Source organism: Citrobacter sp. C348 (genome assembly GCF_047467975.1).
Taxonomy (GTDB): domain Bacteria; phylum Pseudomonadota; class Gammaproteobacteria; order Enterobacterales; family Enterobacteriaceae; genus Citrobacter; species Citrobacter gillenii.
Genome location: NZ_JASJUJ010000004.1, coordinates 1 through 21,382, shown reverse-complemented (window position 1 = coordinate 21,382; position 21,382 = coordinate 1). Strand labels below are relative to the sequence as shown.

At 53.2% G+C, this 21,382-nt stretch carries 24 protein-coding genes; 16 read left to right on the top strand and 8 right to left on the bottom strand.

The genetic code is table 11. From position 1 onward, the window contains the following. Positions 1-8 precede the first annotated feature (8 nt). Positions 9-2,096 carry a YccS/YhfK family putative transporter gene (locus QNN86_RS09135; RefSeq protein WP_181619440.1) on the bottom strand — a complete coding sequence of 696 codons (2,088 nt, stop codon included), beginning with the start codon at positions 2,094-2,096 and terminating at the stop codon, positions 9-11. A gap of 51 nt (positions 2,097-2,147) precedes the next feature. After that, the gene (crp, locus tag QNN86_RS09130) at positions 2,148-2,780 is read right to left on the bottom strand and encodes a cAMP-activated global transcriptional regulator CRP (RefSeq protein ID WP_000242758.1); all 633 of its coding nucleotides are present in this window, start codon (positions 2,778-2,780) and stop codon (positions 2,148-2,150) included. Between the two features lie 309 nt (positions 2,781-3,089). On the opposite strand from crp, the gene QNN86_RS09125 reads away from it, so the two are divergent. Next, positions 3,090-3,497 carry an OsmC family protein gene (locus QNN86_RS09125; RefSeq protein ID WP_181618435.1) on the top strand — a complete coding sequence of 136 codons (408 nt, stop codon included), beginning with the start codon at positions 3,090-3,092 and terminating at the stop codon, positions 3,495-3,497. A gap of 93 nt (positions 3,498-3,590) precedes the next feature. On the opposite strand, the gene QNN86_RS09120 is transcribed toward QNN86_RS09125, so the two are convergent. The 4 genes from QNN86_RS09120 to QNN86_RS09105 form a co-directional block, all read right to left on the bottom strand. Beyond that, entirely contained in the window at positions 3,591-4,460 is an 870-nt protein-coding gene (locus QNN86_RS09120) for a phosphoribulokinase (RefSeq protein ID WP_096759302.1), read from the bottom strand. Positions 4,461-4,513: 53 nt separating this feature from the next. Then, on the bottom strand, positions 4,514-4,732 hold the full coding sequence (locus QNN86_RS09115; protein WP_181618436.1) for a YheU family protein: 219 nt from the start codon (positions 4,730-4,732) through the stop codon (positions 4,514-4,516). A gap of 2 nt (positions 4,733-4,734) precedes the next feature. Beyond that, the gene (locus tag QNN86_RS09110) at positions 4,735-5,751 is read right to left on the bottom strand and encodes a hydrolase (RefSeq protein WP_414210983.1); all 1,017 of its coding nucleotides are present in this window, start codon (positions 5,749-5,751) and stop codon (positions 4,735-4,737) included. Positions 5,752-5,832: 81 nt separating this feature from the next. Next, positions 5,833-6,552, bottom strand: a complete 720-nt coding sequence (locus QNN86_RS09105; protein ID WP_181618438.1) for an NUDIX hydrolase — start codon at positions 6,550-6,552, stop codon at positions 5,833-5,835. A 192-nt stretch (positions 6,553-6,744) separates the two neighbouring features. Here QNN86_RS09105 and prs point away from each other — a divergent pair, with 192 nt between their 5' ends. Further along, entirely contained in the window at positions 6,745-7,605 is an 861-nt protein-coding gene (prs, locus tag QNN86_RS09100) for a ribose-phosphate diphosphokinase (protein ID WP_414210982.1), read from the top strand. A gap of 14 nt (positions 7,606-7,619) precedes the next feature. Further along, positions 7,620-9,110, top strand: coding sequence for a nicotinate phosphoribosyltransferase (locus tag QNN86_RS09095; RefSeq protein ID WP_279277584.1), 1,491 nt, complete (start codon positions 7,620-7,622; stop codon positions 9,108-9,110). 109 nt (positions 9,111-9,219) lie between these two features. Here the strand turns inward: QNN86_RS09095 and QNN86_RS09090 are convergent, their stop codons facing one another. After that, positions 9,220-11,121, bottom strand: coding sequence for an ABC transporter ATP-binding protein (locus QNN86_RS09090; RefSeq protein ID WP_181618441.1), 1,902 nt, complete (start codon positions 11,119-11,121; stop codon positions 9,220-9,222). 131 nt (positions 11,122-11,252) lie between these two features. On the opposite strand from QNN86_RS09090, the gene kefG reads away from it, so the two are divergent. The 4 genes from kefG to slyD all read left to right on the top strand — a co-directional run bounded on the left by kefG (position 11,253) and on the right by slyD (position 14,531). After that, on the top strand, positions 11,253-11,804 hold the full coding sequence (gene kefG, locus QNN86_RS09085; RefSeq protein ID WP_137398838.1) for a glutathione-regulated potassium-efflux system ancillary protein KefG: 552 nt from the start codon (positions 11,253-11,255) through the stop codon (positions 11,802-11,804). Continuing rightward, on the top strand, positions 11,804-13,609 hold the full coding sequence (gene kefB, locus QNN86_RS09080; RefSeq protein ID WP_414210980.1) for a glutathione-regulated potassium-efflux system protein KefB: 1,806 nt from the start codon (positions 11,804-11,806) through the stop codon (positions 13,607-13,609). Before kefG ends, kefB begins: the two co-directional genes overlap by 1 nt. A 9-nt stretch (positions 13,610-13,618) precedes the next feature. Then, complete coding sequence (locus QNN86_RS09075; RefSeq protein WP_042322806.1) at positions 13,619-13,819, top strand: YheV family putative zinc ribbon protein; 201 nt, start codon at positions 13,619-13,621, stop codon at positions 13,817-13,819. Positions 13,820-13,913: 94 nt separating this feature from the next. Continuing rightward, positions 13,914-14,531 (top strand): peptidylprolyl isomerase, encoded by a 618-nt coding sequence (gene slyD, locus QNN86_RS09070; RefSeq protein ID WP_115257335.1) that lies wholly within the window; start codon positions 13,914-13,916, stop codon positions 14,529-14,531. A gap of 113 nt (positions 14,532-14,644) precedes the next feature. Here slyD and QNN86_RS09065 read toward each other — a convergent pair whose 3' ends face one another. Further along, positions 14,645-14,863, bottom strand: coding sequence for a protein SlyX (locus QNN86_RS09065; RefSeq protein ID WP_003023639.1), 219 nt, complete (start codon positions 14,861-14,863; stop codon positions 14,645-14,647). 231 nt (positions 14,864-15,094) lie between these two features. Between QNN86_RS09065 and fkpA the strand changes: the two genes are divergently transcribed. The 9 genes from fkpA to QNN86_RS09020 all read left to right on the top strand — a co-directional run. After that, positions 15,095-15,913, top strand: coding sequence for an FKBP-type peptidyl-prolyl cis-trans isomerase (fkpA, locus tag QNN86_RS09060; protein ID WP_182270815.1), 819 nt, complete (start codon positions 15,095-15,097; stop codon positions 15,911-15,913). A gap of 165 nt (positions 15,914-16,078) precedes the next feature. Next, positions 16,079-16,801: a transcriptional regulator gene (locus tag QNN86_RS09055; RefSeq protein WP_003023643.1), complete on the top strand. Its 723-nt coding sequence runs from the start codon at positions 16,079-16,081 to the stop codon at positions 16,799-16,801. After that, positions 16,801-17,187: a sulfurtransferase complex subunit TusD gene (gene tusD / locus QNN86_RS09050; RefSeq protein WP_182270816.1), complete on the top strand. Its 387-nt coding sequence runs from the start codon at positions 16,801-16,803 to the stop codon at positions 17,185-17,187. The genes QNN86_RS09055 and tusD overlap by 1 nt, the downstream gene beginning before the upstream one ends. Next, the gene (gene tusC, locus QNN86_RS09045; RefSeq protein WP_182270817.1) at positions 17,187-17,546 is read left to right on the top strand and encodes a sulfurtransferase complex subunit TusC; all 360 of its coding nucleotides are present in this window, start codon (positions 17,187-17,189) and stop codon (positions 17,544-17,546) included. Before tusD ends, tusC begins: the two co-directional genes overlap by 1 nt. A gap of 6 nt (positions 17,547-17,552) precedes the next feature. Further along, positions 17,553-17,840 carry a sulfurtransferase complex subunit TusB gene (gene tusB, locus QNN86_RS09040; protein ID WP_117342444.1) on the top strand — a complete coding sequence of 96 codons (288 nt, stop codon included), beginning with the start codon at positions 17,553-17,555 and terminating at the stop codon, positions 17,838-17,840. A gap of 125 nt (positions 17,841-17,965) precedes the next feature. Further along, positions 17,966-18,340, top strand: coding sequence for a 30S ribosomal protein S12 (rpsL, locus tag QNN86_RS09035; protein ID WP_003023654.1), 375 nt, complete (start codon positions 17,966-17,968; stop codon positions 18,338-18,340). Positions 18,341-18,435: 95 nt separating this feature from the next. After that, entirely contained in the window at positions 18,436-18,906 is a 471-nt protein-coding gene (rpsG, locus tag QNN86_RS09030) for a 30S ribosomal protein S7 (RefSeq protein ID WP_016154763.1), read from the top strand. A 96-nt stretch (positions 18,907-19,002) separates the two neighbouring features. Beyond that, complete coding sequence (gene fusA / locus QNN86_RS09025) at positions 19,003-21,117, top strand: elongation factor G (protein ID WP_182270818.1); 2,115 nt, start codon at positions 19,003-19,005, stop codon at positions 21,115-21,117. 70 nt (positions 21,118-21,187) lie between these two features. After that, positions 21,188-21,382 (top strand): GTP-binding protein (locus tag QNN86_RS09020; protein WP_004929415.1); only part of this gene is annotated, 195 nt, incomplete at its 3' end.

Sequence of the window (21,382 nt, the reverse complement as noted above, 5' to 3'; positions counted from 1 at the left end):
CAAATCTCTTAACCTTTCATATCCCGCAACCGGCGGCTCAGCCAGATACCGTGGTGCGGGCGTTGACGCCATGCCACCGACGAAATGGTGTGCATGGTATTCAGATGCCCCAGTATACGTTGCAGATGCTGCTCCAGGGTACTTAATGGACCGTGGGACAGCATTTCCGACGACTCGAGAATGTTCACATCACCAGAGCTTCCCGGCCCGTCATATTCCAGCCGCTGCTGACAGCGCTGAATTGCAATTTCGCAGGATTCCAGATACCGCTGCGCCAAATCCGGCGTCAACATGGTGTGCTCCCGGGCCAGCGTGGTCATCGCATTAATATGTTCGACGATGAACTGGCTGTGCGTGACCCACAGTTTCATATCGGCCAGGTAATGTGAGTTAAATCCTGGCTCCTGCATCGCCTGGTTCAGTGAGTTAAACAGCGTGTTATGCGCCTGGTTGACCCGCATACGCTGATACGCCAGCGGTGTGGCCTGCGGATCGTTGCTGAGAATCAGGCGAATGGCTTCCTGGTCGGCTTCCAGCGCATCGTGGGCGTTTTTTCGCAGCAGGCCGCTCTGCCACTGTGGCCACAGCCACAGCGTGCCGCCAAAGGCAATCAAACAGCCCAGCACCGTATCGACAAAACGCGGCACAATAAACTGTTCCCCGTTCAGCGTCAGCAACTGCAGGGTATACACCGCCGTAACCGTAAAGCCGACGGTGGCCCAGCCGTAGTTTTTGCGCATGATCAGATAACTGACGAGGGTGATGACCAGCATGGCCGCCAGCGTAAACCCTTCCGGAATATGAAAGTGCAGCGTGACGCCGGCAATCACCAGCCCGACAAGCGTGCCCAGCGAACGATGCAGAATGCGTACCCGTGTGGCACCGTAGCCATTTTGCGTGACGAACAGGACCGTCATCAGGATCCAATAAGGTTTGGGCAGGTGTAAGGCGCTGCCCATCAGGCTGGCGATGCTCAGCATGACGCTGATACGCCCGGCATTACGCAACGCGGGAGATTTCAGCGACAGATAGTTTTTCAGGGCCGGGAGTAACGGCAGGCGGCGCTGTTTGTCGGCCATTAAATCCCGGGCATACAGCGGACGCTGGGTGCGCAGCACGCGGGCAATGCGGCTAAAGTGCCAGTAGCAAAACTGCCCGACCGGATTTTCCGGGTGCTGGTTGGCAATTTTCTCCAGCGTGCCAATCTGTTTTTCCATCGAAAAGCGTGTTGGCAAGCGGTGATACAGAATGTCGTCTGCCAGCACACGCAGGCGCGCGGCGACGGTGCGCGCATTCCAGCGAATCACCTGTTCTGCATGACTGCGTTCGACCAGCTTCTGCACCTCTTCCGGTTGATGCAGGCTGACGGAAATATGCTCCTGCAAATCCAGCGCCTCCTGAAAGGCCCGCAGCAGGCGTTTGTACTCGTTGTTGTGATGTGCCGACAGCATATGCATTTGCTGATAGCACTGGGTGATCAGATCCACTGCTTTTTGCTGGCGAACCAGCAGCGGGGGCAGCGCTTTTTCGGGATCGACGTGCTGGGTTAGCAGGCTGTATTTCGCTTCGCAGTAATCGGCCAGTTCGCGATATAACAGGCTGAGCGATTCGCGCAGCGGCTGCTCACGCCACAGCCAGAACCAGAACCAGTTGAACGCGCCGTACCACAATGTTCCCAGCGCATAGATCAGCAGCGGTTCCCAGACCGGCATGTTGCCAGCCAGGCTTAGCGTGAAAATTGCCGCAATCAGTGAGGCGGGCAGCAGTCGTGCATGCAGCGGGCTTAACTCGGCGGTCACGCCGAGAATCAGTGTCAGGCCGGTAAGGATCAGCGGGAGCGCAATGCTTTCTGCCAGCAATAGCTGCATGATCAGGCTACATCCGGCAAACAGTGACGCGCCAATAACTAAGCGTTTAAAAAATCGCTTATGCGGGGTATCAAGACCGGCAATGTTGCAGCAGGCGGGGACGAGGGAGAACAGCAGCCCCAGATGAAGCTGACCGATGATAAGACCTACAGCCACGGGTAAACACAGCACCAGCGTTTGTCGTAGTGCGTAGTTGATCTCTGGGTGATAAATCAGTCTTCGCCACATCGGTGCAAACAAAAATGGCGCATTACCAGGTAACGCGCCATTTCGATGAGGTTAACGCGTGCCGTAGACGACGATGGTCTTACCGTGTGCGGAGATCAGGTTCTGATCTTCCAGCATTTTCAGGATACGACCAACGGTTTCACGGGAGCAGCCAACGATCTGGCCAATTTCCTGACGGGTGATTTTGATCTGCATGCCGTCCGGGTGGGTCATCGCATCAGGTTGTTTCGCCAGGTTCAACAGGGTCTGGGCGATACGACCGGTGACATCCAGGAAGGCCAGGTTGCCCACTTTTTCGGACGTTACCTGCAGGCGACGAGCCATCTGAGAAGACAGGCGCATCAGAATATCCGGGTTAACCTGGATTAATTGACGAAATTTTTTGTATGAAATTTCAGCAACTTCACATGCGGTTTTGGCACGTACCCAGGCGCTACGTTCCTGGCCTTCTTCAAACAGGCCTAATTCACCAATGAAATCGCCCTGATTCAGATAAGAGAGGATCATTTCTTTCCCTTCTTCATCTTTGATCAGCACTGCCACTGAGCCTTTAACGATGTAATACAACGTTTCCGCTTTTTCACCCTGGTGAATCAGCGTGCTCTTCGATGGGTACTTATGAATATGGCAATGAGACAAGAACCATTCGAGAGTCGGGTCTGTTTGCGGTTTGCCAAGCACCATGCGCGGTTATCCTCTGTTATAAGCTGTCTCCAGAGTCAGAACACGACGCTGCCTCTGGGGTTGCAAAAATATGCTTCCCGCTACCTGGGAAAGGGGCTGCTAAAAAGTGAACTGCAGCCTGTAATGTGATGTCCTCTGCATACATGCAGTACGTCAATGTATTACTGTAGCATCCTGACTGTTTTAGCATAGCTTTCGCCGTGTGTCTCCTGGTGTCTCGCTTCAGCATGACTCAGGTCGCCTTCCGTTGCGAGAATTGTTATGTACGCGTAATCTGTCAGGAAAATTGAAACATTGGAGTTACGAAATATGCAAGCGCGTGTAAAGTGGGTTGAGGGGTTAACCTTCCTCGGTGAGTCCGCCTCAGGCCACCAAATCTTGATGGACGGTAACTCCGGTGATAAAGCGCCGAGCCCGATGGAAATGGTACTCATGGCTGCGGGTGGCTGTAGCGCAATTGATGTGGTGTCGATCCTGCAAAAGGGTCGTCAGGATGTGACCAACTGCGAAGTGAAGCTCACTTCCGAGCGTCGTGAAGAAGCGCCGCGTCTGTTTACCCATATTAATCTGCATTTCATCGTTACCGGCAACGATCTGAAAGACGCTTCGGTGTCTCGCGCCGTTGACCTCTCCGCAGAGAAATACTGCTCCGTGGCGCTGATGCTGGAAAAAGCGGTGAATATTACCCATTCCTATGAAGTGATTGCTGCTGCGTGATGCCATGCCTGATGGCGTTACACTTATCAGGCCTACATGATATAAACGCGTAGGCCGGATAAGGCATCAGCCGCCATCCGGCAAAAGACCACATCACTCGATCTTCTTACCTTCCATCAGTCGCTGGACCAGCGGCAGCATAATCAATTCCATTGCCAGACCCATTTTGCCGCCCGGCACCACTAATGTATTGATATGGGAAATGAATGAGCCCTGCAGCATCGCCAGCAGCCACGGGAAGTCGATGCCTTCCAGATTACGAAAATGAATCACTACAAAGCTTTCATCCAGTGACGGAATGCTTTTGGCGGCAAAGGGGTTTGACGTGTCGACGGTCGGTACGCGCTGGAAGTTAATATGCGTACGGGAAAACTGCGGCGTAATGTAATTGATGTAATCGTCCATGGAGCGCACCACCGAGTCCATTACCGCTTCACGGGAATGTCCACGCTCGCTGGTGTCGCGGGTCAGCTTCTGGATCCACTCAAGATTGACGATCGGAACCACGCCGACCAGCAGATCAACGTGCCGCGCCACGTTTTGCTGAGGCGTCACCACGCCACCGTGCAGGCCTTCATAGAATAAGACATCCGTCGGTTCAGGCAGCGGTTGCCACGGGGTAAACGTCCCCGGCACCTGATTCCACGGTACGGCTTCATCGTAAGTGTGCAGATATTTTCGTGACTGGCCTTTGCCGGTCTGACCATACTCGCTGAAGGTTTGTTCCAGCAGGCCGAAGTCGTTGGCTTCGGGGCCAAAATAGCTGATGTGCCGCCCGGCATCCCGCGCTTTGCGGATCGCCATGTCCATTTCCGGACGGGTATAGCGGTGAAAACTGTCGCCTTCCACCTCGGCAGCGCGCAGATTTAACTGAGCGAAAATTTTACGAAACGCGAGGCTGGTGGTGGTGGTCCCCGCGCCGCTGGATCCTGTTACCGCAATCACCGGATGTTTGGCAGACATAACAACTCCATAAATAGGTTGGATTTTTATTATAGTCGGCCAACGGCAGCAGGTTACTCGTGAAGATGCCCCCGCGGCATGATATTGACCGTTTCATGCAGTTCGGACCACACCAGCACGGCTTCACCTGATTGTAGCTGGCGTCTGACGTCGGCAACTTTTTGTTCGAGCGAGCGTTCATGTTCACCATAATCGGTGCCTTCGCGCAAGACAAAGCTTTCAATCAGATTGTCCAGCGCGTCGGGGGAGATATCCTGCCAGGGGATGATCATGTTTATGCCTCCAGATACGTTGTCAGCCAGTCGGGGATACGGGATTCCAGCCACATCTCAGGATGGCGCAGCGTGCCGCTAATAAACCCGACGTGTCCACCGTGCTCGGTTAACTGATATTCCACCTGTGAGGGCAGATTTTCCGGTTTGGGGATCACGTGGTGATCCATAAACGGATCGTCCTTGGCGTGAATAATCAGCGTCGGTTTAGCGATCAGGTTGAGTAGTGGCATGGCGCTACACTGACGATAATAGTCTATCGCATCGGCAAAACCGTGGATTTTGGCGGTGATCAGATCGTCAAAGTCACGAATGCGGCGCAGGGACTTCAGCTGTGCTAGGCTTACCGGCAGCGAGCCAGGATAAGCTTCGAGCTTACGCGAGGCATTGGCTTTCAACAGATTGAGCAAATAGCGCTGATAGACGCGGGAGAAACCGGTCTCCATATGATAACTACAGGCTTCCAGCACGAACGGCGCAGAGACGATAACCGCCGCATCAATTGGAATGTCGGTGCCCTCTTTTGCCAGCAGGCAGGCCAGCATGTTGCCACCGAGCGAGTAGCCGACCGCTGCGGTTGGCACGCGGCCGAACTCGCGCTCCAGCCAGCGTAAAAACCAGGTACCGTCCTCGGTCTCGCCGGAGTGATAAATGCGGTTCAGGCGATTCGGCTCGCCGCTGCAACCGCGAAAATGCATCACTACGCCTAACCAGCCGCGCTTTTGCGCCGCCTCAATCAGACCGTGGGCGTACGGGCTGTTCAGGCTACCTTCCAGACCGTGAAAAACCACCAGACGCGGTTTGTGCTTCGCCTGATGCGGATCTTCACTCCATGCCAGATCGACAAAGTCGCCGTCGGGTAATTCCAGACGCTGCCAGTGGGCGTCGAACTTCACCTTACGGCGAATTAAACGCGGCAGCATGGTTTGCAGATGGCGATTACTTATCCCGCGCATCGGGCGGAATTCTCGCGAATCATCGGCAGGGAGATTCATTTCTGTTGGAGTGATTTCAACCATAACACCAGAGCAATTAATCATCGAAAACAGCAACTATACCGCGCGCAGGGCCTGCGGGTTAGCCAATATGTGATTTTGTACTTATTCAGCCAGCAGGTTACGTGAGAAAAGATGAAAATCCACACCCGGTTTACGTCGCCACAGGCGGGCTTTCCGCGTGCCGGTGGCCATGCTTTCACCGGTATCTTCAAACATATCTGAGGCCTCAAAGCGGCGGATCAGGCTTTTGCGCTGAATCGGCTGGCCGAGGATAACCTCTGTGGCTTCCTGTAGCTGACCATGAGTAAAGGTATCCGGCAAACAATAAACGGGCAGTAAAGAATACTTCGTTTTTTGCCGCAGCCGGTTCAGGGCTGCATCAATGATCGCCTGGTGGTCAAAGGCCAGCGGATAGTCGGCAAGCTTATCAACCGGGACCCAGCGGGCATCGCTGACGCTGGCAATATGCGGTTCGCAGTCCACCCAGGCGATCAGCGCAAACCAGGTGATCGTCAGGCTCCAGCCACGCGGGTCACGATCTGGCCCGGAAAACGTGTCCAGCTGTTCCAGCCACGAAGGCGAAACGCCTGTTTTTTCAGTGAGTTTACGCAGCGCTGTGGCGCGAGTGGAATCATCGTGTGCCATATCAATAAAGCCGCCGGGTAATCCCCAGCGTCCTTTCTGCGGCTGGTTTGCCCGTTCGACCAGCAGCACGCACAGCGCCTGTTGATGCACGGTAAACAACACGCTATCCACCGTTACCAGCGGGGAGGGAAAGCGGCGGGCATCGTACTGATTCAGGTAGTCGGCTTCGGTGGTCATAAGGTACTCACGATGATGTGCAACGCTGCCAAGTGTACCAGTCCGGTATCGGTGGGCAAGGTGCGTTTTTTTTCCATTGATTATCAGATGATTAGCGTATGTTCAAAAATACTTTATTTTATGCTTGCTTAATAATTGTCTTAGGGACATTATTTATTGTGTCGAAGGGACACAATTTAAAGGGGAAGCGAGATGAGCGTAAAATTAACCTTAACGCTGGATGACCAGGCTTACGCTATTGCCAGCGGCATTTTTCCTGATGGGGCCGTCTGGTTGAAAGTCACCGACGCATTGCCATCCTTCGCTCACCAGATGCGCATTCGTGCCACGGCGATGCGCGATATGAACGACTTTATGCTATTGGCGCAGTTGGTCGACGCGGTGCGCCATCAGACCGATGTACGGGTCAGCCATCTTGAACTTCCCTGGCTGCCGTGGGCGCGCCAGGACCGACATATGGTGGCGGGCGACAGCTTTGCGCTGAAGGTTTTTGCCCGTCAGCTCAATACGTTGCAGTTCGACAAGGTGAAGGTCCTTGACCCACACAGCGACGCGGCGGCAGCGGCTATCGATAATTTCATCACTCTTCCCCAGGAAGTCTGTCTGCTGCAAAGCGCGACCTTGCAGCGCCAGTTCCAGCAAAATGCGCTGATGCTGGTGGCTCCGGATGCCGGAGCATTAAAGAAAATTGATGCTGTCGCCAGAGCCGCAGGGGTTGCTGAATACGCCATTTTGAGCAAAAAACGCGATGTCGCCAGCGGCAACCTGACGGGTTTCGCGTTGGTTGCCGGGGATGTTAAAGACCGTGATGTGCTGATTGTCGACGACCTGTGCGACGCTGGCGGCACCTTCATTGGCTCTGCCCAGGTTTTACGCGATGCCGGCGCGTGCAGTGTCAGCCTGTACGTCACCCACGGGATCTTTTCTAAGGGCGTTGAGCACCTTTTTGCCAACGGCATTGACGCCCTCTACACCACCACATCGTTAGCGGCCTCGACGTTGGCCCATCCGCAGCTTGAACTTATCGACATTGACGCGATTTACCGCGCCTGAGGGAGACACCTGTTATGAAAATGAATCCAATCTTGGCTATTGATGGCTACAAAGTGTCTCACCGCATGCAGTATCCGCAGGGCACCAGCCGGGTCTATTCCAACTTTACCCCGCGCAGCGATCGCTTTTTCTCGTCGCCGCTGCCGGATGGCAAGCTGGTGTTCTTCGGTCTGCAGGGCTTTTTGCAGTGGTTTTTGGTTGATTTGTTTAACGAGGCGTTCTTTGCCCGACCGCAGGAAGAGGTGGTCAGTGAATACAAGCAGGTGATGGACGGTTATCTGGGAAAAGATGCCGTGGCGGTCGATCACATTCGTGCGCTGCACCAACTGGGCTATCTGCCGTTGCACATTAAAGCACTGGATGAAGGCAGCAAAGTGCCGATGGCGGTGCCGGTATTAACCATCATCAATACTCAACCTGAGTTTTTTTGGCTGGTAAATTACCTTGAAACGGTGCTGTCGGCTGAGCTGTGGAAAGCGTCAACCAATGCCACCATCGCACACCACTACCGCAAAATCTGTGCGCATTGGGCAGAAAAAACCTGTAGCGATATGACGCACCTTGACTTCCAGTGCCATGACTTTTCGTTTCGCGGTATGTCAGGATTGCAGGACACCATGCAGACGGGCGGCGGGCATCTGCTGAGCTTTAAAGGCACCGACAGTATTCCGTCGCTGCTGTACGCCCGTGATTACTACACCGACGGCGAGGCGTATTTCATCGGCGCCAGCATTCCAGCCACCGAGCACAGCGTGATGTGCATGGGCGAGCGTGAACATGAGATCGAAACCTTCCGTCGTCTGATTGCCGATCTGTACCCGCAGGGATTTGTGTCGATAGTCTCCGATACCTGGGACTACTGGCAGGTGCTGACGGAATATACCCGGGAACTGAAGCATACTATTCTGGCGCGTGAGGGGCGGGTGGTGTTCCGTCCGGACAGCGGTAATCCGGTCGATATTCTGTGTGGCACTGGGCTAGATGACGATAATCGTGCCGAACGTACACCAGAGGAAAAAGGTTCCGTGGAAGTGCTGTGGGAGATTTTTGGCGGCACGGTAAACGCCAAAGGGTATAAGGTGCTCGACCCGCATGTGGGGCTGATTTATGGCGACTCCATTACGCTGGCGCGGGCAAATGAAATCTTGCGTCGCCTCGAGGCTAAAGGTTTTGCCAGCTCAAACGTAGTGTTCGGGGTGGGATCGTTTACTTATCAGTACAACACGCGAGATACCTTTGGCTTCGCGATGAAAGCGACCTGGGGAGAGGTTGACGGCAAAGGCCGGACGATTTTCAAAGTGCCGAAAACCGACAATGGCTTAAAGCGCTCTGCCCGCGGTTTGCTTCGCGTAGCACGCGATGAGCAGGGGGAATTGCGTCTGCATGATGAACAAACGTGGGAGCAAGAGCAGGAAGGAGAGCTGAAAACCCGTTTTCTCAACGGCAAGCTGTTTAACCGTGAACATTTTGAAGATATCCGCCAGCGTCTGGCGATGCAACGCTAAGCTGTGCTTTTGCCGGATGGCGGCTTCGCCTTATCCGGCCAACGGGCAGCAGGCCGGACGCTTTATGTAGGCCGGATAAGACGCGGCAGCGTCGCCATCCGGCAAAACCTCACCCACCCAACATCTGCTCAAGTTGCTCTTGCGCGTCCAGCCAGGCCATTTCACACTCTTCCAGCCCGGATTTAGCGCTGGCTTGCTGTTGTAAACATGCGGTCAGTTCGGCCTTGCGGCTTTGATCGTACAGCTCGCTGTCACCGAGTTTTTCTTCCGCTTGTGCCAGCTGTGCCTGCAGTTTCTCCATCTCTTTTTCGAGGCGGGTGATCTCTTTACGCAGCGGCTGGGTCAGGGTGCGCAGTTCGGCTTCACGGCGCTTCTGGTCTTTACGCGCCTGGGCGCTGTTGACGCTCTCTTTTGCCGGTTCGTCGCTTTGACTTTCCTGCTTTTGTACGTCGCTCAGCCACTGTTGATAATCTTCCAGGTCACCATCGAATGGCTCAACTTTTTTATCATGAACCAGATAGAGGTCATCGGTGGTGGAGCGAATCAGGTGACGGTCGTGCGATACCACGACCAGCGCGCCTTCAAAGTCGATCAACGCTTCGGTCAGCGCCTGACGCATGTCGAGATCCAGGTGGTTAGTCGGTTCATCGAGCAGCAGTAGATTCGGACGCTGCCAGACGATCAGCGCCAGTACCAGTCGTGCCTTTTCACCCCCCGAGAAGCGAGCGGTCTGTTCGGTGACTTTATCGCCCTGGAAGCCGAAGCCGCCGAGGTAATCACGCAGCTTCTGTTCTAACTCCTGTGGCGCCATGCGGGCCAGATGCTGAATGGGCGATTCATCCGCGCGTAAAAATTCCAGCTGATGCTGGGCGAAGTAACCGAGCTTAATACCTTTCGCCAGACCGATTTCACCGCTAATAGGTGCCAGTTCTCCTGCCAACAGTTTAATCAGTGTGGATTTACCCGCGCCGTTACGGCCTAACAGGCCGATGCGTGACCCTGGCACCAGGTTCAGCTTGATGGAGTCGAGAATAATGTTCTCGCCATAACCGGCGCTGACCTTCTCCATTTTCAGCAGCGGGTTAGGCAGGCTTTCGGGCACGCGGAAGCTGAAGTGGAACGGGTTATCAACATGGGCTGGGGCAATCAACTCCATGCGTTCCAGCATCTTGATACGGCTCTGCGCTTGCTTGGCTTTGGTGGCCTGCGCACGGAATCGGTCGATATAGCTTTGCAGATGTGCCACGCGCTCCTGCTGGCTTTCGTACATCGCCTGTTGCTGCGCCAGACGAGTGGAACGCTGCACTTCAAACGCGCTGTAGTTCCCGGTGTATTCGAACATCGTTTGTTGTTCGATATGAATAATTTTATCGACCACTGGATCGAGGAAGTCGCGGTCATGAGAGATAAGGATTAGCGTGCCCTGATAGCTTTTCAGCCATCTTTCCAGCCAGATAACGGCGTCGAGATCGAGGTGGTTGGTTGGTTCATCGAGCAGCAGCAGGTCTGAACGGCAAATCAGCGCCTGCGCCAGGTTGAGACGCATGCGCCAGCCACCGGAGAAATCGCTGACCGGGCGTTCAAGCTGTTCGTTAGAAAAACCGAGGCCGTGCAGCAGGCTGGCGGCACGCGAGCGCACGGTCCAGGCGTCGATGGCGTCCAGTTTGCCGTGCACGGTGGCAATTGCATGCCCGTCGTTACGTTCGTTAGCCTCGTTTAACTGCGCTTCCAGTTGACGATACTCGCGGTCGCCGTCAATGACGTATTCCAGCGCTGGCTGAGCCAGCGCGGGCGTTTCCTGATTTACCCAGGCGAGCTGCCAGTTACCTGGGTATGTAAACCCGCCAGCGTCGGCGCTGATTTCATTTTTCAGCAATGCCAGCAGGGTAGATTTACCGCAGCCATTCTTACCCACCAGGCCCACTTTCTGACCTGGATTAATGGTGGCCGTGGCATTTTCCAGCAGGACGCGCACGCCGCGACGAATTTGTAACGAGGAGAAAACAATCATAAGGCGCCGTATGTTCAGACTATGTTAATTTATCATTATGATAATGTAATGTGTGGGCGGTTTGCCGCACCGAGGCGCAATGGTAGCCCAAAACGCCGACAATAGACAAAGACATAACCGGGAGGGGGATGATGTTCCAGCCAGCGAAAGTTTTGCTGCTGTATGCCCATCCGGAATCTCAGGACTCGGTCGCGAACCGGGTGCTGCTTAAACCGGCCATGCAGCTCAGTAATGTTACCGTGCACGATCTTTATGCGCACTATCCTGATTTTTTTATCGACATCCCGCATGAGCAGGCGCTGCTGCGTGACCATGATGTGATTGTTTTTCAGCATCCGCTTTATACCTATAGCTGTCCAGCGCTGCTCAAAGAGTGGTTTGACCGCGTGCTGAGCCGGGGATTTGCCAGCGGGTTGGGAGGAAACCAGCTGGCGGGAAAGTACTGGCGGAGCGTCATCACCACCGGTGAACCCGAAAGCGCGTACCGTTATGACGCGCTGAACCGCTATCCAATGAGCGATGTGCTACGCCCCTTTGAGCTGACGGCCGGTATGTGTCGAATGCATTGGATGAGCCCCATCATCGTTTACTGGGCCAGACGGCAAACGAAGCAGGAACTGGACAGCCATGCCAAAGCGTATGGTGAATGGCTGGCAAATCCAATCCCTGTGGGAGGCCGCTGATGGAAGGTTCTGATTTATTGACTGCGGGAGTGCTGTTCCTCTTCGCGGCGGTAGCGGCGGTGCCGCTGGCGTCAAAACTGGGTATCGGCCCGGTGTTAGGGTATTTACTTGCAGGGATGGCGATTGGGCCGTGGGGATTAGGATTCATCAGCGATGTGGATGAAATTCTCCATTTCTCCGAGCTGGGTGTGGTCTTTCTGATGTTCATTATTGGGCTGGAGCTTAACCCGGCCAAACTGTGGCAACTGCGGCGCTCTATCTTTGGCGTCGGCGCCGCGCAGGTGATGCTCAGCGCGGTGATTTTGGCCGGGCTGCTGATGCTGACCCACTTCTCCTGGCAAGCAGCCGTGGTGGGGGGGATTGGTCTGGCGATGTCGTCCACTGCGATGGCGCTCCAGTTAATGCGGGAAAAGGGGATGAACCGCAGCGAATCTGGACAGCTGGGCTTTTCGGTACTGCTGTTTCAGGATCTGGCGGTGATCCCGGCATTGGCGCTGGTGCCGTTATTGGCTGGCTCTGCCGATGAGCATTTTGACTGGATCAAAGTGGGTATGAAGGTGCTGGCTTTTGCTGGCATGTTGATTGGTGGACGCTATTTGCTGCGCCCCGTTTTCCGCTTTATTGCGGATTCCGGCGTGCGGGAAGTGTTCACCGCCGCCACGCTGTTGTTGGTGCTCGGTTCTGCTTTATTCATGGACGCGCTGGGGCTGTCGATGGCGCTGGGGACGTTTATCGCCGGTGTGTTGCTGGCGGAAAGCGAATACCGACACGAGCTGGAAACGGCTATCGATCCCTTCAAGGGGCTGCTGTTGGGGCTGTTCTTTATTTCTGTGGGGATGTCGCTCAATCTTGGCGTGCTGTATACCCATATCCTGTGGGTGGCGGTAAGCGTTATTGTGCTGGTGGTGGTTAAAGCGCTGGTACTGTATGTGCTGGCGCGCCTGAATGGCATGAGAAGTTCGGAACGGATGCAGTTTGCCGGAGTATTAAGCCAGGGGGGCGAGTTCGCGTTCGTACTGTTTTCAACCGCGTCCTCGCAGCGACTGTTTCAGGGCGATCAAATGGCGCTGCTGCTGGTGGCCGTCACGCTATCGATGATGACCACGCCGCTATTGATGAAGCTGATTGATAAATGGCTCTCCCGCCAGATTAACGGCCCGGATGAAGAAGATGAAAAACCCTGGGTGGAAGACGATAAGCCGCAGGTGATTGTGGTGGGATTTGGCCGCTTTGGTCAGGTAATTGGCCGTTTGCTGATGGCGAACAAAATGCGTATTACCGTGCTGGAGCGGGATATCAGCGCGGTGAACCTGATGCGTAAATACGGTTATAAGGTGTATTACGGCGATGCCACTCAGGTGGAACTGTTACGTTCGGCCGGTGCAGAAGCGGCACAATCGATCGTCATTACCTGTAACGAACCCGAAGACACGATGAAGTTAGTGGAATTGTGCCAACAGCATTTTCCTCATTTGCATATTCTTGCGCGCGCGCGCGGACGAGTAGAGGCGCATGAGTTAATACAGGCTGGTGTGACACAGTTTTCCCGCGAAACCTTCTCCAGCGCACTGGCGTTGGGGCGAAAAACGCTGGTGTCATTGGGGATGCACCCGCATCAGGCGCAGCGTGCCCAGCTGCATTTTCGTCGGCTGGACATGAGCATGTTGCGGGAGCTGATCCCTATCCACACAGATACGGTACAAATCTCTCGAGCCCGAGAAGCCAGGCGCGAACTGGAAGAGATTTTCCAGCGTGAAATGCAGCGAGAGCGACGTCAGCCGGACGGCTGGGATGAATTTGAGTAGAGGATAACCATGGCAATTCGTAAACGTTTTATTGCAGGTGCAAAATGCCCATCCTGCCAGGCGCAGGATTCACTGGCGATGTGGCGCGAAAATAATATCGATATTGTTGAGTGTGTTAAGTGTGGTCATCAGATGCGGGAAGCGGATAAAGAAGCCCGCGATCACGTTCGCAAAGAAGAGCAAGTGATAGGGATTTTTCATCCGGACTAGCGATATGCCGCAGCTTTTTTTAAGCTAGAGGGTACACAGGTGCAGAATTCCGCTACAATCTGCGCCACTATTCTTTCCATGCTCAGGAGATATCATGAAAGTAGCAAAGGACCTGGTGGTCAGCCTGGCCTATCAGGTACGTACAGAAGACGGTGTGTTGGTTGATGAGTCTCCGGTGAGTGCACCGCTGGACTACCTGCATGGTCACGGTTCCCTGATTTCTGGCCTGGAAACAGCGCTGGACGGTCACGAAGTTGGCGATAAATTCGATGTTGCTGTTGGCGCAAACGACGCTTACGGTCAGTATGATGAAAACCTGGTGCAGCGCGTACCGAAAGACGTCTTCATGGGCGTTGACGAACTGCAGGTTGGTATGCGTTTCCTGGCGGAAACCGACCAGGGTCCAGTACCGGTAGAAATTACCGAAGTGGAAGATGACCACGTCGTGGTTGACGGTAACCACATGCTGGCTGGCCAGAATCTGAAATTCAACGTAGAAGTTATCGCTATCCGTGAAGCAACCGAAGAAGAACTGGCTCACGGCCACGTTCACGGTGCAAACGGCCATGACCACGATCACGAACATGGTCACGATGGTTGCTGCGGCGGTCACGGCCATGACCACGATCATGGTCATGAACACGGCGGCGAAGGCTGCTGCGGTGGCGGCGGTAAAGGCAAAGGTAACGGCGGCGGCTGCGGTTGCCACTAATCGGTATGATTGCCTGATGGCGCTACGCTTATCAGGCCTACCGTAGGACGGATAAGACGTTTACGTCGTCATCCGGCACAAAAAAAGCGGGGAAACCCCGCTTTTTTTACGTCTTAATAATGCGGTGGTGGCGTCTCTTCAGACTGCGACGCAATATGGGATGGCTGCGTTGCTTTAAGCTTCTCCGTCAATAGACGCAGATGATCGCGCAGTTTGGCCATTTCCAGTTCGTGAGCGGTGACCGTCACGTTGAGTTCTTCAATGGTGATTTCCTGAAATGCCAGGCGACTTTCCAGCTCAGCCAGGCGGGTTTCCATCGTTGTATCCTGCATGATTCACCTCTTCTGTTATTTCCGGCAGATCGCGGACTGCGGCGAATTCTACTCAAATTTGCCTGTTTGCACAGCACTCATTCCTTCGCGACGAAACTAATTTAAACAAAAAGAGTCTGAAAAGTGGTGATAATAGGGCGTGCCTGTATGTTGATTTGTTCTACAACGCTTTATAGTACATTTTTGTGTTAGTTAACCCTGGGGTGAGATGCCCCGGCCCTGGAGAGATGGATGAAATCACTGTTTAAAGTAACGCTGCTGGCGACCACAATGGCCGTAGCTCTGCATGCCCCGATCACCTTAGCTGCCGAGGCTGCGAAACCAGCTGCTACTGCTGACAGCAAAGCTGCATTCAAAAATGACGACCAAAAATCTGCTTACGCGCTGGGCGCGTCTCTGGGTCGTTACATGGAAAATTCCCTGAAAGAGCAGGAAAAACTGGGCATCAAGCTGGATAAAGACCAGCTGATCGCGGGTGTTCAGGACGCGTTTGCAGATAAGAGCAAACTGTCCGACCAGGAAATCGAGCAAACCCTGCAGGCGTTCGAAGCGCGCGTGAAGTCTTCCGCTCAGGCGAAAATGGAAAAAGACGCGGCTGATAACGAAGCCAAAGGTAAAGTGTACCGCGAGAAGTTTGCTAAAGAGAAAGGCGTTAAAACCTCTGCTACTGGCCTGGTCTACAAAGTAGAGAAAGAAGGTACTGGCGCTGCGCCGAAGGACAGCGATACCGTTGTAGTGAACTACAAAGGTACCCTGATCGATGGTAAAGAGTTTGATAACTCTTACACGCGTGGTGAGCCGCTCTCTTTCCGTCTTGACGGTGTTATCCCAGGCTGGACCGAAGGTCTGAAAAACATTAAGAAAGGCGGTAAAATCCAGCTGGTCATCCCACCGGATCTGGCATACGGCAAAACCGGCGTTCCGGGTATCCCGGCAAACTCCACGCTGGTGTTTGATGTTGAGCTGTTGGACATCAAACCAGCACCGAAAGCGGATGCTCAGCCAACCGTTGCCCCGGCTGAAAAAGCTGCAGACAGCAGCAAAAAATAAGTTACCTAAAACCGCCGCCCACAGGGCGGCGGTTTTTTATTATCGACAGGATATAATTAATACTGGAAAGCGCCTTGTGCGCTGTATTACTTTAGATGCCCCTAATAGTGATGAGCCTGCCCTGACAACATAACGACAGGCTCCTGAAAAGGAGTGCTTTTTTTCATGTCCAGGTCGCTTTTAACCAACGAAACCAGTGAGCTAGATTTGCTGGATCAACGTCCTTTCGATCAAACCGACTTCGATATCCTTAAATCCTACGAAGCGGTAGTGGACGGGTTGGCGATGCTCATTGGTTCCCATTGTGAAATCGTATTGCACTCTTTGCAGGATTTGAAATGCTCGGCTATTCGCATTGCTAACGGTGAACACACGGGCCGTAAAATCGGCTCACCGATTACCGATCTGGCGTTGCGCATGCTGCATGATATGACGGGTGCGGATAGCAGCGTGTCGAAGTGTTACTTCACACGTGCGAAAAGCGGTGTCTTGATGAAGTCGGTGACGATTGCCATTCGCAACCGTGAGCATCGCGTAATTGGTCTGCTGTGTATCAATATGAACCTTGATGTTCCTTTCTCGCAGATAATGAATACCTTTATTCCACCGGAAACCCCAGAAGTGGGTTCTGCCGTGAACTTCGCCTCATCAGTGGAGGATCTGGTTACCCAGACGCTGGAGTTCACGATTGAAGAAGTGAATGCCGATCGTAACGTCTCCAACAATGCGAAGAATCGTCAGATTGTCCTGAACTTGTATGAGAAAGGTATCTTCGATATTAAAGATGCTATTAACCAGGTTGCTGACCGCCTGAACATCTCCAAGCATACGGTCTACCTCTATATTCGCCAGTTCAAAAGCGGCGATTTCCAGGGGCAAGACAAGTAATGCGCTTTGCTATCGTCGTGACTGGACCCGCTTATGGCACGCAGCAGGCGAGCAGCGCACTGCAATTTGCTCACGCATTGATTGAAGAAGGCTATGAGTTAAGCCGCGTCTTTTTCTATCGGGAAGGGGTGTATAACGCCAATCTGCTGACGTCGCCCGCCAGTGATGAATTTGATCTGGTTCGCGCCTGGCAACAGCTTAATCAACAGCATGGCGTAGAGCTAAATATCTGCGTGGCAGCGGCACTTCGCCGAGGTGTGGTTGATGAAACGGAAGCTGAGAGGTTGGCGTTGGCTGGGGCTAATTTACAAGCGGGTTTTAACCTTAGTGGGCTGGGTTCGCTCGCTGAGGCATCCCTGACGTGCGATCGCGTGGTGCAGTTCTAATGAATCGAATTGCTTTTGTATTTTCCACCGTGCCTCACGGGAGCTCATCGGGCCGTGAAGGTCTGGATGCACTACTGGCGACATCAGCACTAACAGAAGATCTCGGCGTCTTTTTTATCGGGGACGGCGTCTTCCAAATCCTGCCAGAGCAAAAACCTGATCTCATTCTGGCACGGGACTATATTGCGACCTTCAAATTGTTGGGGCTGTACGATATAGAACAATGTTGGCTGTGCGCTGCCTCATTGCGCGAACGTGGCCTTGATACGGACATGAAATTCGTTGTCGATGCGACGGTACTTGAACCCGAAGAACTGCGCCGTGAACTGGGCAACTATGACGTCATTATGAGGTTCTAAACGCGCATGCTGCATACTCTACATCGCTCAGCGTGGCTGACCGACTTCTCCTCCCTGCTGCGTCTTGTTGGCGCAGATGATGAGCTTTTATTGCTTCAGGACGGCGTGACTGCAGCCATAGAAGGCAGCCGTTTCCTTGAAACGCTGCAAAATGCCTCCATTAAGGTTTATGTACTGGAAGAAGACATTAAGGCTCGCGGGTTGGGTGGTCAAATTTCAGACAGTGTCGTCAGGGTTAGCTATACTGACTTCGTCAGACTTACGGTGAAGCATCCCAACCAGATTGCCTGGTAATTGCGGGATCGTTGTATATTTCTTGACACCTTTTCGACACCGACCTAAAATTCTGCGTCCTCATATTGTATGAGGTCGTTTTATTACGTGTTTACGAAGCAAAAGCTAAAACCAGGAGCTATTTAATGGCAACAGTTAACCAGCTGGTACGCAAACCACGCGCACGCAAAGTTGCAAAGAGCAACGTGCCTGCGCTGGAAGCCTGCCCGCAGAAACGTGGTGTATGTACCCGTGTATATACCACCACTCCTAAAAAACCAAACTCCGCACTGCGTAAAGTATGCCGTGTGCGTTTGACTAACGGTTTTGAAGTGACTTCCTACATCGGTGGTGAAGGTCACAACCTGCAGGAACACTCCGTGATCCTGATCCGTGGCGGTCGTGTAAAAGACCTTCCGGGTGTTCGTTACCACACCGTTCGTGGTGCGCTTGACTGCTCCGGCGTTAAAGACCGTAAGCAATCACGTTCCAAGTATGGCGTGAAACGTCCTAAGGCTTAATGGTTCTCCGTTAAGTAAGGCCAAACGTTTTATATTAATGTCAAACTAAACTCGTAGAGTTTTGGACAATCCTGAATTAACAACGGAGTATTCCCATGCCACGTCGTCGCGTCATTGGTCAGCGTAAAATTCTGCCGGATCCTAAGTTCGGATCAGAGCTGCTGGCTAAATTTGTAAACATCCTGATGGTAGATGGTAAAAAATCTACTGCAGAAACCATCGTATACAGCGCCCTGGAGACCCTGGCTCAGCGCTCTGGTAAAGATGGCCTGGAAGCCTTTGAAGTAGCCCTCGAAAACGTGCGCCCGACTGTCGAAGTTAAGTCTCGCCGCGTTGGTGGTTCTACTTATCAGGTACCAGTTGAAGTCCGTCCGGTTCGTCGTAATGCTCTGGCAATGCGTTGGATCGTTGAAGCTGCTCGTAAACGCGGTGATAAATCCATGGCTCTGCGCCTGGCGAACGAACTTTCTGATGCTGCAGAAAACAAAGGTACTGCAGTTAAGAAACGTGAAGACGTTCACCGTATGGCAGAAGCCAACAAGGCGTTCGCACACTACCGTTGGTAATCCCTTCGGAGTAATAGTCACCAGGCGGGCGCTTCTTGTAAGCAGCCCGCTTTGGGCTACTTAAATTGAACGCCTAAAAGATAAACGAGGAATCAAATGGCTCGTACAACACCCATCGCGCGCTACCGTAACATCGGTATCAGTGCGCACATCGACGCCGGTAAAACCACTACTACCGAACGTATTCTGTTCTACACCGGTGTAAACCATAAAATCGGTGAAGTTCATGACGGCGCAGCCACCATGGACTGGATGGAACAGGAGCAGGAGCGTGGTATTACTATCACCTCCGCAGCGACTACTGCATTCTGGTCTGGTATGGCCAAGCAGTATGAACCGCATCGCGTAAACATCATCGACACCCCGGGGCACGTTGACTTCACTATCGAAGTAGAACGTTCCATGCGTGTGCTTGATGGTGCAGTAATGGTTTACTGCGCAGTTGGTGGTGTTCAGCCGCAGTCTGAAACCGTATGGCGTCAGGCTAACAAATATAAAGTTCCACGTATTGCGTTCGTTAACAAAATGGACCGTATGGGTGCGAACTTCCTGAAAGTTGTTGGTCAGATCAAAACCCGTCTGGGCGCGAACCCTGTTCCGCTGCAGTTGGCTATTGGTGCTGAAGAACATTTCACCGGTGTTGTTGACCTGGTGAAAATGAAAGCCATCAACTGGAACGAAGAAGACGCAGGCGTAACCTTCACTTATGAAGATATTCCGGCAGACATGCAGGAACTGGCTGAAGAATGGCACCAGAACCTGATCGAGTCCGCTGCAGAAGCTTCAGAAGAGCTGATGGAGAAATACCTCGGTGGTGAAGAACTGACTGAAGAAGAGATCAAGACTGCTCTGCGTCAGCGCGTTCTGAACAACGAAATCATCCTGGTAACCTGTGGTTCTGCGTTCAAGAACAAAGGTGTTCAGGCGATGCTGGATGCGGTAATTGATTACCTGCCATCCCCAGTCGACGTACCTGCGATCAACGGTATTCTGGACGACGGTAAAGATACTCCGGCTGAGCGTCACGCTAGCGATGAAGAGCCGTTTGCTGCTCTGGCATTCAAAATCGCTACCGACCCGTTCGTGGGTAACCTGACCTTCTTCCGCGTGTACTCTGGCGTGGTTAACTCCGGTGATACTGTTTACAACCCAGTGAAATCGGCTCGTGAACGTTTTGGTCGTATCGTACAGATGCACGCCAACAAGCGTGAAGAGATCAAAGAAGTTCGCGCGGGCGATATCGCGGCTGCGATCGGTCTGAAAGATGTGACAACTGGTGACACCATTTGTGATCCAGACCACGTGATCATTCTGGAGCGTATGGAATTCCCTGAGCCGGTAATCTCCATCGCGGTAGAACCGAAAACCAAAGCTGACCAGGAAAAAATGGGTCTGGCTCTGGGCCGTCTGGCTAAAGAAGACCCGTCTTTCCGCGTATGGACTGACGAAGAATCTAACCAGACCATTATCGCCGGTATGGGTGAGCTGCACCTCGACATCATCGTTGACCGCATGAAGCGTGAATTCAACGTTGAAGCGAACGTCGGTAAACCTCAGGTTGCTTACCGTGAAGCGATTCGCGCGAAAGTTACCGATATCGAAGGTAAACACGCTAAGCAGTCTGGTGGTCGCGGTCAGTACGGTCATGTTGTTATCGACATGTACCCGCTGGAGCCGGGTTCAAACCCGAAAGGCTACGAGTTCATCAACGACATCAAAGGTGGTGTAATTCCTGGCGAATACATCCCGGCCGTTGATAAAGGCATCCAGGAACAGCTGAAATCTGGCCCGCTGGCTGGCTATCCGGTTGTTGATCTGGGCGTGCGTCTGCACTTCGGTTCTTACCATGACGTTGACTCCTCTGAGCTGGCGTTTAAACTGGCTGCTTCTATCGCCTTCAAAGATGGCTTTAAGAAAGCGAAACCTGTTCTGCTTGAGCCGATTATGAAGGTTGAAGTAGAAACGCCGGAAGAGAACACTGGTGACGTCATCGGTGACCTTAGCCGTCGTCGTGGTCAGTTGAAAGGTCAGGAATCTAACGCTACTGGTGTTCAGATTCATGCTGAAGTTCCGCTGTCTGAAATGTTCGGATATGCAACTCAGCTGCGTTCTCTGACCAAAGGTCGTGCATCTTACTCTATGGAATTCCTGAAGTATGATGATGCGCCGAACAACGTTGCTCAGGCCGTAATCGAAGCCCGCGGTAAATAAGCCGCAGGTTAAAAACCAAAATCCCGTGCTCTCTCTATAAGGGGAGAGCACTATAGTAAGGAATATAGCCGTGTCTAAAGAAAAATTTGAACGTACAAAACCGCACGTTAACGTCGGCACCATCGGCCACGTTGACCACGGTAAAACTACTCTGACCGCTGCAATCACCACCGTACTGGCTAAAACCTACGGCGGTTCTGCTCGTGCATTCGATCAGATCGATAACGCACCGGAAGAAAAAGCACGTGGTATCACCATCAACACT